The sequence below is a fragment of the Rheinheimera sp. genome, assembly GCF_037442345.1.
Lineage (GTDB): Bacteria > Pseudomonadota > Gammaproteobacteria > Enterobacterales > Alteromonadaceae > Pararheinheimera.
On record NZ_JBBIQL010000004.1, the window covers coordinates 37,845 to 52,420 of the forward strand.

11 protein-coding genes are annotated in these 14,576 nt (G+C 52.5%); 5 read left to right on the forward strand and 6 right to left on the reverse strand.

The features are described from left to right. Positions 1 to 30: 30 nt before the first annotated feature. Together guaB and guaA are read left to right on the forward strand one after the other, a co-directional pair. Positions 31 to 1,500, forward strand: coding sequence for an IMP dehydrogenase (gene guaB, locus WKJ04_RS03065; protein WP_337879067.1), 1,470 nt, complete (start codon positions 31 to 33; stop codon positions 1,498 to 1,500). Between the two features lie 62 nt (positions 1,501 to 1,562). Further along, positions 1,563 to 3,140 (forward strand): glutamine-hydrolyzing GMP synthase, encoded by a 1,578-nt coding sequence (guaA, locus tag WKJ04_RS03070; protein WP_337842987.1) that lies wholly within the window; start codon positions 1,563 to 1,565, stop codon positions 3,138 to 3,140. Between the two features lie 398 nt (positions 3,141 to 3,538). On the opposite strand, the gene WKJ04_RS03075 is transcribed toward guaA, so the two are convergent. Further along, on the reverse strand, positions 3,539 to 3,763 hold the full coding sequence (locus WKJ04_RS03075; protein ID WP_337842989.1) for a hypothetical protein: 225 nt from the start codon (positions 3,761 to 3,763) through the stop codon (positions 3,539 to 3,541). 190 nt (positions 3,764 to 3,953) lie between these two features. On the opposite strand from WKJ04_RS03075, the gene tadA reads away from it, so the two are divergent. Beyond that, the gene (gene tadA / locus WKJ04_RS03080) at positions 3,954 to 4,442 is read left to right on the forward strand and encodes a tRNA adenosine(34) deaminase TadA (protein WP_337879068.1); all 489 of its coding nucleotides are present in this window, start codon (positions 3,954 to 3,956) and stop codon (positions 4,440 to 4,442) included. Here tadA and WKJ04_RS03085 read toward each other — a convergent pair. Together WKJ04_RS03085 and mltF are read right to left on the reverse strand one after the other, a co-directional pair. Continuing rightward, a complete protein-coding gene (locus WKJ04_RS03085) occupies positions 4,439 to 4,606 on the reverse strand; it encodes a hypothetical protein (RefSeq protein WP_337842991.1) in 168 nt (55 codons plus the stop codon). The genes tadA and WKJ04_RS03085 overlap by 4 nt on opposite strands. A gap of 35 nt (positions 4,607 to 4,641) precedes the next feature. Next, positions 4,642 to 6,129, reverse strand: a complete 1,488-nt coding sequence (mltF, locus tag WKJ04_RS03090; protein WP_337879069.1) for a membrane-bound lytic murein transglycosylase MltF — start codon at positions 6,127 to 6,129, stop codon at positions 4,642 to 4,644. Between the two features lie 107 nt (positions 6,130 to 6,236). Here mltF and purL point away from each other — a divergent pair, with 107 nt between their 5' ends. Both purL and WKJ04_RS03100 read left to right on the forward strand, forming a co-directional pair. Beyond that, positions 6,237 to 10,130 carry a phosphoribosylformylglycinamidine synthase gene (purL, locus tag WKJ04_RS03095; RefSeq protein ID WP_337879070.1) on the forward strand — a complete coding sequence of 1,298 codons (3,894 nt, stop codon included), beginning with the start codon at positions 6,237 to 6,239 and terminating at the stop codon, positions 10,128 to 10,130. A gap of 197 nt (positions 10,131 to 10,327) precedes the next feature. Beyond that, positions 10,328 to 10,993 carry a PilZ domain-containing protein gene (locus WKJ04_RS03100; RefSeq protein WP_337879071.1) on the forward strand — a complete coding sequence of 222 codons (666 nt, stop codon included), beginning with the start codon at positions 10,328 to 10,330 and terminating at the stop codon, positions 10,991 to 10,993. 25 nt (positions 10,994 to 11,018) lie between these two features. On the opposite strand, the gene WKJ04_RS03105 is transcribed toward WKJ04_RS03100, so the two are convergent. The 3 genes from WKJ04_RS03105 to WKJ04_RS03115 form a co-directional block, all read right to left on the reverse strand. Further along, positions 11,019 to 11,714 (reverse strand): OmpW family outer membrane protein, encoded by a 696-nt coding sequence (locus tag WKJ04_RS03105; protein WP_337879072.1) that lies wholly within the window; start codon positions 11,712 to 11,714, stop codon positions 11,019 to 11,021. Between the two features lie 178 nt (positions 11,715 to 11,892). Then, a complete protein-coding gene (locus WKJ04_RS03110; protein WP_337879073.1) occupies positions 11,893 to 13,602 on the reverse strand; it encodes a lysophospholipid acyltransferase family protein in 1,710 nt (569 codons plus the stop codon). Positions 13,603 to 13,705: 103 nt separating this feature from the next. Then, positions 13,706 to 14,506, reverse strand: a complete 801-nt coding sequence (locus WKJ04_RS03115) for a UDP-2,3-diacylglucosamine diphosphatase (protein ID WP_337842997.1) — start codon at positions 14,504 to 14,506, stop codon at positions 13,706 to 13,708. Positions 14,507 to 14,576 lie beyond the last annotated feature (70 nt).

Below are 14,576 nucleotides of genomic sequence, written 5' to 3' on the forward strand. Positions count from 1 at the left end.
CCCTTATCTTTAAACAGCGAGATTGTTGCAATGCTCAGGATCGTGAAAGAAGCCATTACATTTGACGATGTGTTACTTGTACCGGCACACTCCACCGTACTTCCCCATACCGCAGACCTGCGGACTCAGTTAACCAGCAAAATTACTCTGAACATTCCGATGGTCTCAGCGTCGATGGACACTGTCACCGAGGCACGTTTGGCTATTGCTCTGGCACAGGAAGGTGGCCTGGGTTTTATCCACAAAAACATGACCATCGAAGAGCAGGCCGCCAATGTCCGCAAAGTAAAAAAATACGAAAGCGGTGTGGTGTCAGACCCTGTGACTGTGCGGCCGGAGCAAAGCATCCGTGAGGTGCAGCAGTTGGCGGCACAACATGGTTTTTCCGGTTTCCCTGTGGTAGACGCGCAACAGAATCTGGTGGGTATTGTCACTGGTCGTGACTTAAACGTCGAAAACAACCCTCAGGCGCTGATCTCCACTGTGATGACACCAAAAGAGCGGCTGGTGACTGTCAATGAATCGGCACCACGTGAAGACGCCCTGCAGCTGATGCACAAACACCGCATTGAAAAAGTACTGGTGGTGGATAACGGCTTCAAACTGAAAGGCTTGATCACAGTACGTGATTACAACAAAGCCGCCAGCAAACCAAACGCCTGTAAAGACGAATTTGGCCGCTTACGTGTCGGTGCCGCCGTCGGTGTGGGCCCTGGCACAGACGAGCGTATTGCCGCTCTGGTCGAAGCTGGCGTGGATATTCTGCTGATTGACACTTCACACGGCCATTCGCAAGGCGTGATTGACCGGGTGAAACAAACCCGTGCTATGTACCCTGAGCTGCAAATTGTGGCGGGCAATGTGGCGACCACTGAAGGCGCCCGTGCTCTGGCTGACGCCGGTGCCAATGCGGTGAAAGTTGGGATTGGTCCTGGTTCTATCTGTACCACCCGCATCGTGACAGGCTGTGGTGTGCCTCAGCTGACGGCGATTTCTGACGCTGTTGAAGGTGTCAAAGGCACAGATGTATGCATTATTGCTGACGGTGGTATCCGCTTCTCTGGGGACGTGGCCAAAGCGTTGGCGGCCGGTGCACATTGCGTGATGGTGGGTTCGATGTTTGCCGGTACTGAAGAAGCGCCGGGCGAAGTGGAGCTGTATCAGGGCCGTTACTACAAATCTTACCGTGGTATGGGCTCCCTGGGTGCTATGGCGCAACGCAACGGTTCGTCAGACCGTTACTTCCAGGGCAGCAACAATGCCGAAAAACTGGTGCCTGAAGGTATTGAAGGCCGGGTGGCTTACAAAGGCCCCATTGAAAATATTATTCACCAGCAAATGGGCGGCCTGCGCTCATCCATGGGCCTGACCGGCTGTCCGACTATTACGGATGTGCGCACTAAGACGCAGTTTGTCAAAGTGACCTCGGCCGGCATGGGGGAATCCCATGTGCATGACGTGCAAATCACCAAAGAAGCCCCGAATTACCGTCTGGGTTAAGCCTTTCTCCGGGGCCGGCGTCTGTCGGCCCTGTTACTTTTTATACGGATGACAAAGCAAGTATGAGCAAAAACATTCACTTCCACCGCATTCTGATCCTCGACTTCGGTTCGCAATACACCCAGCTGATCGCCCGCCGCGTGCGCGAAATTGGCGTCTACTGTGAACTCTGGGCCTGGGACGTGACCGCTGAGCAAATTAAAGAGTTTGCCCCTACGGGTATTATTCTGTCCGGCGGGCCGGAAAGCGTGACCGAAGCCGGTTCTCCGCGCGCTCCTCAGTATGTGTTTGACGCTGGTGTGCCTGTATTGGGTGTCTGTTACGGCATGCAGACCATGGCGGAGCAGTTGGGTGGGAAAGTGGCGAGCTCCGAGCACCGTGAATTTGGTTATGCTCAGGTGGAGCTGGTCACTCCTGGTGCCTTGTTTAACGGCATTGAAGATCATATCAATGCTGCTGGTATTGCTGAGCTGGATGTCTGGATGAGCCATGGCGATAAAGTGGTGGCTATTCCTGAAGGTTTTGTCACCACGGCCCGCACCGGCACCTGCCCACATGCCGCGATGGCCAATGAAGACAAACAATTCTACGGCGTGCAGTTCCACCCTGAAGTGACCCATACCAAACAGGGCCTGCGCATGCTGGAACAGTTTGTGGTCGAAATTTGTGGCTGTGAAAAGTTGTGGACTCCTGCCTCCATCATTGAAGATGCTGTCGCCTCGATTAAACAGCAGGTGGGTGATGATGAAGTGATCCTTGGCTTATCTGGTGGGGTGGATTCGTCCGTCACCGCCATGCTGCTGCACCGCGCTATAGGGAAAAAGCTGACTTGCGTATTTGTTGACAATGGTTTGTTGCGCTTAAACGAAGCCGAGCAGGTAATGGAAATGTTCGGTGACCACTTTGGCCTGAACATTGTGCATGTCAACGCAGAGCAACGTTTCCTGGATGCGTTGAAAGGTGAAAATGAGCCGGAAGCCAAACGCAAAATTATCGGCCGGGTCTTCGTGGAAGTATTCGATGAAGAATCGAAGAAACTGCAAAATGCCCGCTGGTTGGCACAAGGCACTATTTACCCGGATGTGATTGAATCGGCCGCCTCGAAAACCGGCAAAGCCCATGTCATCAAATCACACCACAATGTGGGTGGTTTACCAGCCGACATGAAAATGGGCCTGGTTGAGCCATTGCGTGAACTTTTTAAAGATGAAGTGCGCAAAGTAGGTCTGGCCTTGGGCCTGCCATACGACATGCTGTACCGCCACCCTTTCCCAGGGCCAGGTTTAGGCGTACGGGTACTGGGCGAAGTGAAAAAAGAGTACTGCGACTTACTGCGCCGCGCGGACGCAATTTTCATCGAAGAGCTGCGTAAAGCAGGCTGGTACGATCAGGTCAGCCAGGCCTTTGTGGTCTTCCTGCCAGTGAAGTCGGTGGGTGTGATGGGCGATGGCCGTAAGTACGATTGGGTGGTATCACTGCGGGCGGTACAGACCATCGACTTTATGACGGCACATTGGGCGCATCTGCCGTATGAACTGTTAGGTCAGGTCTCAAACCGCATTATCAACGAAATCAACGGTATTTCCCGTGTGGTTTATGATGTGTCGGGTAAGCCACCAGCCACTATTGAGTGGGAATAAGTTCGCCGTCATCCTCGCCACGCTGGCGGCATTGTCTGCGCAGCTCAGACCGGTCACCTACTGATGCAGGCTCCCGGTACTGAGCCGCTGGACGGCTTTGCCAGAGTGCCGATGCTTTTGGCGAACAGGCCGTCATCCTCGCCACGCTGGCGGCATTGTCTGCGCAGCTCAGACCGGTCACCTACTGATGCAGGCTCCCGGTACTGAGCCGCTGGACGGCTTTGCCAGAGTGCCGATGCTTTTGGCGAACAGGCCGTCATCCTCGCCACGCTGGCGGCATTGTCTGCGCAGCTCAGACCGGTCACCTACTGATGCAGGCTCCCGGCACTGAGCCGCTGGACGGCTTTGCCAGAGTGCCGATGCGTAAACACAAAAAACGCTGCTGTCGCAGCGTCTTTTTACAGTTTGCTGATTTGGTCTTTTAACTGATAGGACTTGTCAGTGACAATGGTTTCCAGCGTGGCCACACGCTGTTTCAGCTTTTCCAGCTCGGCTTTGACTTCATCCGAACTGCCTGCTCCCTGACTTTGCGCCAGTTTAATTTTAGTTTTGTTACGGTTTTCATAAAAGGCGTATGCAAAAGCGCCAATGACTGCGACAAAACCTACGTCGAAAACTCCCATGATGATCCCTCTGTTGATGTGGTGTGACGCTGTTACTATAGCAAGTGGGATACCAGTTATAACAACTTATTTAAATCAATAAGTTAACAAAATATTTCAGCTGGCGGGTTAGTGAAAATCACTAATGACTGGTTAATTTCACCAGCAGAGCTGGTAAAATTGGCTACATGCAGGGCAGGAGGACGAACGGGTGAATTCAGAGCAGGATTTGTACTGGATGCAGTACGCGCTGCAACTGGCGGATAAAGCAGAACAAAGTGGTGAAATTCCGGTTGGAGCCGTGCTGGTCAAAGATGGCAAAGTGATGGGCGAAGGCTGGAACCAGTCGATTCAGCTGAATGATCCTTCGGCTCATGCCGAAATGCAGGCCATTCGTCAGGCGGCCAACCGTATTGGCAACTACCGTCTGCTGGACTGTACCTTGTATGTCACACTGGAGCCTTGCGCCATGTGCGCCGGTTTATTGGTTCACAGCCGGATCAAACGTCTGGTGTTTGGTGCAAGAGATGCGAAAACCGGCGCTGCGGGCTCAGTAATCGACATAGTCCGCCACCCGGTGCTGAACCATCAGCTGGAAGTGACGGCGGAGTTGATGGCGGACCGTTGTGCGGCTAAATTGTCAGATTTTTTTAAGCGCAGAAGGGCGGAACAAAAGGCGGCACGAAAAAACGAACCTTAGGCGATGGCTTCGTTACTTTGTGGTTCAGTAGACAATGCCTGGTAATCACGGCGTCTTCTGTGTAGTTTCAGTATCGCCATATTACGGGCAATACGACGACGGCCGGACGCCACGTCAATCAGACGGCGTTTTCGCAACATTTTAGGTTTTTTGCGTTTCAGCATCTATGTTCCCACTCTAATCAACTACTGACATTGTCTTATTTCGACCCGGTTTTGCCTTTGCTGTTCCCTTCAGTTTTGGGGTCTGTTGGCGGCATATCACCAAATTGTTGATTCAGCATTTGTTTTTGCTGATCGAGCCGTTGTTCGGTCTTTTTCTTTTCATCGACCCATAACAGGGTGTCATAGAAACGGCGTACGTTTTCGACATAATACACGGCCTGCGCACCCCGGGCATAACCCAGCTTGGTGTTCTGATAATACCGTTTTTGCTGCAACCAGGGCAGGCGTTGTTTCACTTCATGCCACTGATCCGGGTTACCACCGTCCCGCTCGGTCAGTACCCTGGCACTTTCGACATGGCCCCAGCCAATGTTGTACGCCGCGATGGCAAACCAAAGCCGGTCTGGCATCGGAATACGTTCAGGAATACGTTCCAGCATACGCTCCAGATACCTGGCGCCCCCTTTAATACTTTGCGCCGGGTCCAGGCGGCTGCTGACGCCCATGGCCTGTGCCGTGGACACTGTCAGCATCATTAAGCCGACGACGCCGGTCGAGCTGCGGGCGGAAGGACGCCAGTTGGATTCCTGATAACCAATGGCGGCCAGCAGGCGCCAGTCAAAGGATCCGGCATATTTTTCAAAGAGTGGCTGGTAACGCGGCAAATCTTTTTCAATGGCTTTGATGTAATCCACAGTGGCGATGTAATCGAAACGGCGGATATGACCAAAGTATTTGTCTTCCAGGCTCAGCAAATCACCGGATTGATAATTCTGGCCAAAAAATTCTATCAACACAGCCCAAAAAGAATCATCGGCCTGTTTGTTCAGTAACCAGGCCACTGGTTGTTGCCGTTTCACCTGAAACGCCACCGTCAGGTTCGGATAAAAACGCTGATTGACCGCCAGCAGGTTGGAATCGACCAGGGTATAAGGAATTTTGCCATCTTCAACCTGCTGCAATAACTCTTCGGTATCCAAAAGTTCACTTTCCTGCCAGTTCAGGTTTGGATGCTGCTGGGTCGCTTCCTGCAGCGTTTCAGCCAAAGAGCTGTCTTTGGGGACCAGTAAAGGTTCGGTCAGATCGGCAAAATTTTTCGGTTGAGTTCCGCCTTTGCGGTACACCACCACTTCACTGCGATACAAATAAGCTGGCGCTATCCGGTATTTTTGCTTGCGGCTTTCCGTGACTGCCAGACCGCCCGCGATCAAGTCAACCTGGCCTGAGTCGAGTTTTTGCAGCAGATCTTCCCGCTGGTAACTGGGAAAAAGCTCCAGTTCCACCCCAAGTTTGTCGGCCAGGCTTTGCACCAGTTCGTAGTCGTACCCGGCCGGACCGTCAGCGGCAATGTAATAACTGGTTGGGCTGTTTAAAATGCCAACACGAAGAGTATCTCGTTGATAAATTTGATGTAATTGCAAAGGTTGAGGCTCCGGGGCACAGCCACAGAGTAAAAACGCCAGCAGAAAAGGTACCCCAAGTCGCCTCATGCAAATCCTGTTCATGTTCAGTTTCAGCGCCATTTATATCAAAATTCGGTCGTGCCGTCATACCATGACCCGGCTTTTTTCTTTATAATACAGCGCCTGATTTTGGCTCCCATCGACGTTCAACTAACGGAAACAAATTTATGTTGATCCTGCGTGGTGCACCTGCACTGTCCGAATTTAGAGTTCAGAAACTTTTAGATCACTGTGCCAAAGCGGCCCTGCCTGTAACAGGAATTTATGCGGAATACATGCATTTCGCTGACCTGAGTTCAGAACTCGACGCTGCCCAACTGACCACGCTGGAAAAACTCCTGACTTACGGCCCAACCATCAGCAGCCATGAGGCCAGCGGTTTGTTGTTATTGGTGACGCCACGGCCAGGGACCATTTCGCCCTGGTCTTCCAAAGCGACGGACATTGCCAAAAACTGTGGTTTACAGCAGGTAAAACGGCTGGAGCGTGGTCTGGCTTATTATGTGGAAACTTCTGCCCCATTGCAGGCTGACCAGCTGCAAGGCCTGAAAGGCTTATTGCATGACCGCATGATGGAAACTGTGTTTGCCGAATTGCAACAAGCCCAGGCTTTATTCCAGAAAGCCGAACCTGCGCCACTGGCCAGCGTTGATGTGCTGGCGGGGGGCCGCGAGGCCCTGGTTAAAGCCAATATCGAGATGGGGCTGGCACTGGCCGATGACGAAATCGACTACCTGCTGACCAACTTCAAACAGTTGGGCCGCAACCCGAATGACATCGAACTCTATATGTTTGCGCAGGCTAATTCGGAGCACTGCCGCCATAAAATTTTTAACGCCGACTGGACCATCGATGGTGAGCAACAGCCGAAGTCGCTGTTTAAGATGATCAAAAATACCTTCGAAAAAACGCCGGAACACGTTTTGTCTGCCTACAAAGACAACGCCGCTGTGATGACCGGCTCGAAGGCTGGCCGTTTTTTCCCGGACAGCACCACAGGCGAATACAACTACCACCATGAAGACATTCATGTGCTGATGAAAGTCGAAACGCACAACCACCCAACCGCCATTTCGCCCTACCCAGGTGCGGCGACGGGCTCGGGTGGTGAAATTCGTGACGAAGGTGCGACAGGTGTGGGTGCCAAGCCAAAAGCGGGTCTGGTCGGTTTCTCAGTATCGAACTTACGCATCCCTGGTTTTGAACAGCCCTGGGAAACGGATTTCGGCAAACCAGACCGTATTGTCACGGCGCTGGATATTATGACTGAAGGCCCCCTGGGTGGTGCTGCTTTTAACAACGAATTCGGCCGGCCCAATATCTTAGGTTACTTCCGGACTTTTGAAGAGAAAGTGCCCAGCCACAATGGTGAAGAAGTCCGTGGTTACCACAAGCCTATTATGATTGCCGGTGGTCTTGGCAATATCCGCGCTGAACACGTGCAAAAAGGCCAGATGCCGGTGGGCGCCAAGCTGGTGGTGCTGGGCGGTCCGGCCATGAATATAGGTCTGGGTGGCGGTGCTGCCTCGTCGATGGCCTCAGGGCAGTCAGCCGAAGATCTGGATTTTGCCTCAGTGCAGCGGGAAAACCCGGAAATTGAACGTCGCTGTCAGGAAGTGATCGACCGCTGCTGGCAACTGGGTGAAAACAACCCAATCTGTTTTATCCACGACGTGGGCGCCGGTGGTTTGTCCAATGCGTTCCCTGAGCTGGTGAATGACGGCGGCGTGGGCGGTAAGTTTGAACTGCGTAACGTGCCAAACGATGAACCCGGCATGTCGCCGCTGGAGATCTGGTGTAACGAATCGCAGGAACGTTATGTGATGGCCATTCCGGCCGACAAACTGGCTGTGTTTGAAGCCATCTGTCAACGTGAGCGTGCGCCTTATGCGGTGATTGGTGAAGCAACCGAAGAGCTGCACCTGAGTTTGTCCGACAAACACTTCGGCAATACACCTATTGATTTACCTCTGAGTGTGCTGCTGGGTAAAGCACCGAAGATGCACCGCGATGTAAAAACGGCCATCAACCAAGGCAAAGCACTGGAACTGACAGGCGTCACAGTGGCTGATGCCGCAGAGCGTTTATTACGTCTGCCGACTATTGCGGAAAAAACCTTCCTGATCACCATTGGTGACCGCACCGTAACTGGCTTAGTGGCCCGTGACCAGATGGTAGGCCCATGGCAGGTCCCAGTGGCCAACTGTGCAGTCACCGCAGCCTCTTACGACACTTACCATGGTGAAGCCATGTCGATGGGGGAGCGTACGCCTGTGGCGCTGCTGGATTTCGCCGCTTCGGCCCGTCTGGCGGTGGCTGAAGCCATTACCAATATTGCCGCGACGCAAATTGGTGATATCAAACACATCAAACTTTCGGCCAACTGGATGTCTGCTGCGGGCCACCCTGGCGAAGATGCCGGTTTGTACCAGGCGGTCAAAGCTGTGGGTGAAGAACTCTGCCCGGCGCTGGGCCTGACCATTCCGGTCGGTAAAGACTCCATGTCGATGAAAACCAGCTGGGACAAGGCCGGTGAAAAACACACTGTGACCTCGCCAATGTCGCTGATTATCTCGGCTTTTGCGCGGGTGGAAGATGTACGTCGTACAGTCACACCACAACTGCGCACCGACAAAGGCGCCAGCAGTCTGCTGCTGATTGATTTAGGCCAGGGCGAAAACCGCTTAGGCGCGTCGTGTCTGGCTCAGGTGTACAAGCAATTAGGTCAGACAGCGCCGGATCTGGAAAGCCCACAACTGCTGATGAATTTCTACCAGGCGATGCAGGCTTTGGTGGCAGACGACAAACTGCTGGCCTACCACGACCGGTCGGACGGTGGTTTGTTTGTCACGCTGGCCGAAATGGCCTTTGCCGGTAAAGCCGGTGTGAGTGTGGATATCGCCGCTTTAGGCGCCGATGATCTGGCCGCCTTATTCAGCGAAGAGCTGGGTGCCGTGCTGCAGGTTCGTAACAGCGATTTACCTGCAGTGCAGGCGCTGCTGGCGACGCACCAGCTGACAGCCGTGTCACATTTGATTGGTCATGTCACCACGGACGACCAGATTGAAATCAAACGCGCAGGCCAGCTGGTCTACAGCAACAGCCGCACTGTGCTGCGTTCTATCTGGGCAGAAACCACCTACCAGATGCAGCTGCGCCGCGATAACCCGGAAGGCGCCAAACAGGAGTTTGTCGCCAAATCAGATGCCGACGATCCGGGTCTGAATGTGAAACTGAGCTTCGATTTGAACCAGGACATTGCCGCGCCCTATATCATCAAAGGCGTGCAGCCGAAACTTGCGGTACTGCGTGAGCAGGGGGTGAACTCCCATGTCGAAATGGCGGCCGCTTTTAACCGGGCTGGTTTCAGCGCCATTGACGTGCATATGAGTGACATTCTGTCTGGCCGTCGTACGCTGGAGGAATTCAATGGCCTGGTGGCTTGTGGTGGCTTCTCCTACGGGGACGTATTAGGGGCCGGTGAAGGCTGGGCCAAATCGATTCTGTTTAATGAGCAGGCCCGTGCGCAGTTTGCCCGGTTCTTTGAACGTGACAGCACCTTCAGCTTAGGGGTCTGTAACGGTTGTCAGATGATGTCGAATCTGAAGAGCCTGATCCCAGGGGCTGATTTATGGCCACGTTTTGTCCGCAACAAATCCGAGCGTTTCGAAGCCCGCTTCAGCCTGGTGCAGGTGCAGGACAGCCCGTCTCTGTTCTTCAAAGGCATGGCCGGCTCTCAAATGCCAATTGCCGTATCCCACGGTGAAGGTCATACCGAATTTGCGTCGGCTGAAGCACTGCAGGCAGCAGAACAAAGCGGCACAGTGGCGCTGCGTTTCGTCAATAACTACGGGGATGTCACTACCCAATACCCGTCGAACCCAAATGGTTCACCCAACGGCATTACCTCACTGACCAGCCGTGATGGCCGTGTCACTATTATGATGCCGCACCCGGAACGGGTGTTCCGTACTGTGGCCAACTCCTGGCATCCGGATGACTGGCAGGAAGACAGCCCCTGGATGCGGATGTTCCGCAACGCCCGAGTCTGGTTAGGTTAAGTCAGAGCTAAAACCATGGAGCCCCGGCAAAAGCCGGGGCTTTTTTTTCAGTGCGACAGGCAAAACGTGTTGTCTGATTTGTTAATGCTTGTAATGTATTTATCAAAGTTTCGTTTTTTATCATTTTATGCTTGATATTCCTGCGGTTCTTTTTCAGAATACCTGAGTGGTTAATCTCGCGCGTCCATGGAATAGGTATGCAGTCACCTGATAGTTCTGTTGAATTTGACACACAACAACAATGGTTAAGTCACGTCAAAGTTGGACAACGCTTTGATATTCAGTTGCTTGATCACTTAAAGACCCGCTGTAGCGCTGAGCTGATTGGTTACAAACCGGGCCGTTATCTGTTTTTCAAACCCGATGATTCAGTGCCGGAACGTTTTTTTCAGAATGGGTTGATTCTGGTATGCCGCTTCCTGCTGGAAGACACTGTTGGTGAATGCCTGGCATTCAAATCGGAATTATTGCAGCTGCTCAGGTTACCTGACCGCCTGATTGCGATCAGCTTTCCAGACGCCGTACAGCGTCGCGGTTTAAGGTTGGAAAAACGCAGCAGTCTGTTTTTACCTGCCACAGTGCGGTTGAATATTGAAGTGCTGCAAAATGCCCGCAGTTTTAACGGCCATCTGGTGGATGTTTCCAGCAGCGGTTGCCGCTTTTTATTTGATGCGGAATACAAAGGCAATAAGGTGCAGCTTGCGCCAGTTTTGCTCAGAGTTGAGAACCCTAAACTGGGCGACCCTATTGCTATTTCTGGTGAAGTTCGTAACTCAAAAGTCGACGAACGGGGCTTGTCGATTGGCATTCAGTTCAATGAACCGCAATACAGGCTGGAACAACTGGTTCAGCAAGCCAACTAGAGCTTGCTGAACCTGCAGAGAACAGTTACAGGCTGTAACGGACACCCAGCATCCAGACATAAGGATCGATGGCTACATCCACACTTTGGATGGTGCTGCCATTCACTTTTACTTTGCCAGTGGTATCAATGTCCATCCGGCTCAACATCAGATGCACACCCCAGTGGCTGTCGAGCTGAATATTCAGACCGGCCTGTATGGCCAGACCCACCGAGTCTTTCAGTTTCAACTCTACATCGTCTGACGCTGTGGTGACATTCAGCGCCTGTAATGTACTTGTCAGCTCAGGCGACACCTTCTCATTAAAAAATTTGGTGTAATTCAGGCCCAGACCTACAAAAGGGTCGAACCGGCTGTCGTCCAGCACAAAATGGTATTGCGCCAGCAGGGTAGGGGGCAAATGTTTGGTTTTGCCAATGGGCAGGCCATCAATGGCTGAGCCCTGAACTTTAATATCATGGCTGAACGGGGTGGCGGCTACCAGTTCGAAGGTCCAGTTCGGGCTCAGTTGATAATCAATGGTCAGACCCAGTTGCGTATTGCTGTTGACACCGACGGCGGTGGAGTTGGCAGGTAACCCCGCCACTGTCTCTACCACATTCAGGTGGCTGCTGCTGTCATCCGGGCTGACACCAATGGCACCTACATTCACTGACCAGTTGGCGAAGGCCGGAGCGGCGAGCAGAGCTGAAACCAGAACCGCGTATTTAAACCTTTTCATCCTATTTTCCTCATTGCGTTTAGCTGGCGCCAGTGTGCGCTTTGTGCGGAGAAAAACTTTGGGCTGGATCAATAAAGCAGGGTTGACAGTGCGCCATCAGCGGCAGAGTTTGATTTAAAACAAAAAAGCCACCTGATGGGTGGCTTTTTCCTGAGTAAAACCCTTTGCAGCCAGTGGTTTAAGCAGGCATATAACGTGCCTTTTTATTGGCTTTTAACTGGTTCATATCAACCAGCACCAGGCCATCAACACAATCGGCAAAGTCCGGGTCCACACCAAAAGCCAGAAACTTCACCCCACCAGGTTCGGTCAGCTCACTGTATTGTTTGTACAAAGTCGGAATACTCACGCCCATATTGGCCAGCAGGTGTTTCAGCTGAACAAAATCCTGAGTGTAGTTGTCACCAGTAAAGTGCTGCTGCAACTGGGTCAGAGTTTCAGGCGGCAGCTCATAAGGCAGGTTCGGGGCGGCGCTTTGTTCGGTGCAGTGGAAATACAGGCTGTAAAAGTACACCATCAAATCCCGTGCCGCCTTGGGGTAGCTGTTGGACAAGCTGACACCGCCAAACAGATAACGAATGTCCGGGTTTTGTTTCAGGTAAGCCCCGATGCCGTACCACAGGTATTCCAGACTGCGTTTGCCCCAGTAACGCGGCTGCACAAAGCTACGGCCAAGTTCCAGCCCTTGGGCCAGGTAGGGGGTCATACGCTCGCTGAAACGAAACAGCGACGCTGTGTATAAGCCGGCTAAGCCTTTTTCTGCCATCACGTTGGCGGTATTGGCAAAACGGTAAGCGCCAACAATTTCCAGATCATCTTTGTCCCACAGGATCAATTGCTCATAGTAACTGTCGTACAAATCGATATCGCGGCGTTGCCCTGTGCCTTCACCAACAGCGCGGAACGCCACTTCCCGCAGCCGGCCAATTTCACGCAGCACAGGGGAGCTTTGCTGGTACTGATACAGATAAATTTGTTTGCCGTCGCTGGTTTCACCTAACAAAGGGCAGGCTTCCACGGCTTTTTTCAGCAGGATCCGGTCTTCCGGATGGGCGATGGCTTTTTGTGTTTTAAATAAAGGCTCTTTGTCCTTGGCCAGCCGGTACAAGTGTTTTTTAAAGAGTTTGACCTTGGCGGCGGTTTCCAGTGGTAACTGCGCAATACTGTCGTAAGGGATCAGCTCACCAATACGCATACCGATGTTTTTGCGTTTTTGCTTAAACATCTCCTGCACCAGCAGCATGGTGGCCAGCGGCTTGTACAGCATGGACGCGCCATAAAACAGCGCTGAATTGCGACCGTCGATGTAAATGGGCAGGATTGGCGCTTTAGCGGCCATCGCAAAACGCAAAAAACCGCCATGCCATTTATTATCACGAATGCCGTTTGGCTTGAGGCGGGAGACTTCACCGGCAGGAAACAGAATTAAGGCACCTTCCTGCTGCAGATGGTCACTGATGCGGTCAATGCGGCTGCGTTCGGTGCCACCAGACATATTGTTCACCGGCAGTAATAACGAATGCAGCGGGTCTATCGCCATCAGCAATTGGTTGGCAATAACTTTGACGTCCGGGCGGATGTCGCTGACCAGCTTAATTAAGGCCAGGCCATCAAGAGAACCTATAGGGTGGTTGGCGATGATCACCACTTTGCCGGTACTGGGAATGCGCTCAACTTCATTGTCACGCACCTGATAAGCAAACTGGAAATAATCCAGCACCTGCTCGACGAACTCGATGCCTTGCAGGTGCGGATAACGCCGGGCAAATTCGACAAACTCCTGCTCATGCAACAAGTGCCGTAATGCACCTCTGACCGGGGTTTGCAACCAGGGTTTTTGCTGCAACCCCGGCATATGTTGTTGGATCATTTGCTCAACGCTAATCATAGGTTTTCCTCAACCAGACTCTCTGTTCTTTCCAGACAAGCTAGAGGGTTTGTATGACAAAAAAGCGTCAGCAGTATGGCAATTTGAGGAAATTTTAACCTTGTCAGGCTGCTTGCTGAGCGGCAGTTTCGGCTTTGATTTCCGCCAGTGGCAAAGCCGCTATGGTATGGCTCTGCTCCGTCCAGTGGTAAATCGCCAGACTGCCATCCAGCTCTTCCACCAAGGCTGTGCAGCTGTCAATCCAGTCGCCGTCATTGCAATAGATCAGGCCGTCCTGCAAGGAGATTTCAGGGTGATGGATATGGCCACAAACCACACCGTCAAAACCACTGCGTTTGGCCTTATTGACAGCGGCATTGCGGTAACGGGCAATGGCGTCGCGGGCACCAGGCACTTTGCTCTTGATAAATGCAGCCAGACTGAAATAACGGCCACCCATTGCGCGGCGGGCTCTGTTGCTCCAGCGGTTTAAAAACAGCAGAAAATCATAGAGGTGATCCCCCAGCCAGGCATGAAAGCGACCAAAGTTCACTTCTTTATCAAATTCGTCGCCGTGGAGCAGCAGCAGTTTTTTACCCAGGGCAGTGGTATGACAACCACGCAGCTGAATTTTCATTTCGCCAAATTCGCGGCCAGCCCAGTGGCGGAATTCTTCGTCATGGTTGCCCGGAATATAAATCAGCTCACAGCCTTGTTCAGCCTTCGCCAACAAGGTTTTAATCACCAGATTCTGTTCCGGTGTCCAGCAGACCTGACGGCGCATCGCCCACAAGTCGATGATGTCGCCAAGCAAATAAATGGTTTGTGCTTTGCTGTTTTCCAGAAAATGCAGCAGGTAACGTGCCTGGCAGTCTTTGTTTCCTAAATGAATGTCGGATAAAAAGATGGTTCTGCAGAGCAACATGCGACGTCTCCCTTTCAGTGCTGGTTTGGGGCGAGGTGCCTGAGCTAGAATGGTTTTTTTGGATGTCATC

Bases quoted from the DNA above. Each gene is read 5' to 3' on its own strand.
- guaB (WP_337879067.1), top strand. From the start codon at position 31: ATGCTCAGGATCGTGAAAGAAGCCATTACATTTGACGATGTGTTACTT.
- guaA (WP_337842987.1), top strand. From the start codon at position 1,563: ATGAGCAAAAACATTCACTTCCACCGCATTCTGATCCTCGACTTCGGT.
- WKJ04_RS03075 (WP_337842989.1), bottom strand. From the start codon at position 3,763: ATGGGAGTTTTCGACGTAGGTTTTGTCGCAGTCATTGGCGCTTTTGCA.
- WKJ04_RS03085 (WP_337842991.1), bottom strand. From the start codon at position 4,606: ATGCTGAAACGCAAAAAACCTAAAATGTTGCGAAAACGCCGTCTGATT.
- mltF (WP_337879069.1), bottom strand. From the start codon at position 6,129: ATGGCGCTGAAACTGAACATGAACAGGATTTGCATGAGGCGACTTGGG.
- purL (WP_337879070.1), top strand. From the start codon at position 6,237: ATGTTGATCCTGCGTGGTGCACCTGCACTGTCCGAATTTAGAGTTCAG.
- WKJ04_RS03100 (WP_337879071.1), top strand. From the start codon at position 10,328: ATGCAGTCACCTGATAGTTCTGTTGAATTTGACACACAACAACAATGG.
- WKJ04_RS03105 (WP_337879072.1), bottom strand. From the start codon at position 11,714: ATGAAAAGGTTTAAATACGCGGTTCTGGTTTCAGCTCTGCTCGCCGCT.
- WKJ04_RS03110 (WP_337879073.1), bottom strand. From the start codon at position 13,602: ATGATTAGCGTTGAGCAAATGATCCAACAACATATGCCGGGGTTGCAG.
- WKJ04_RS03115 (WP_337842997.1), bottom strand. From the start codon at position 14,506: ATGTTGCTCTGCAGAACCATCTTTTTATCCGACATTCATTTAGGAAAC.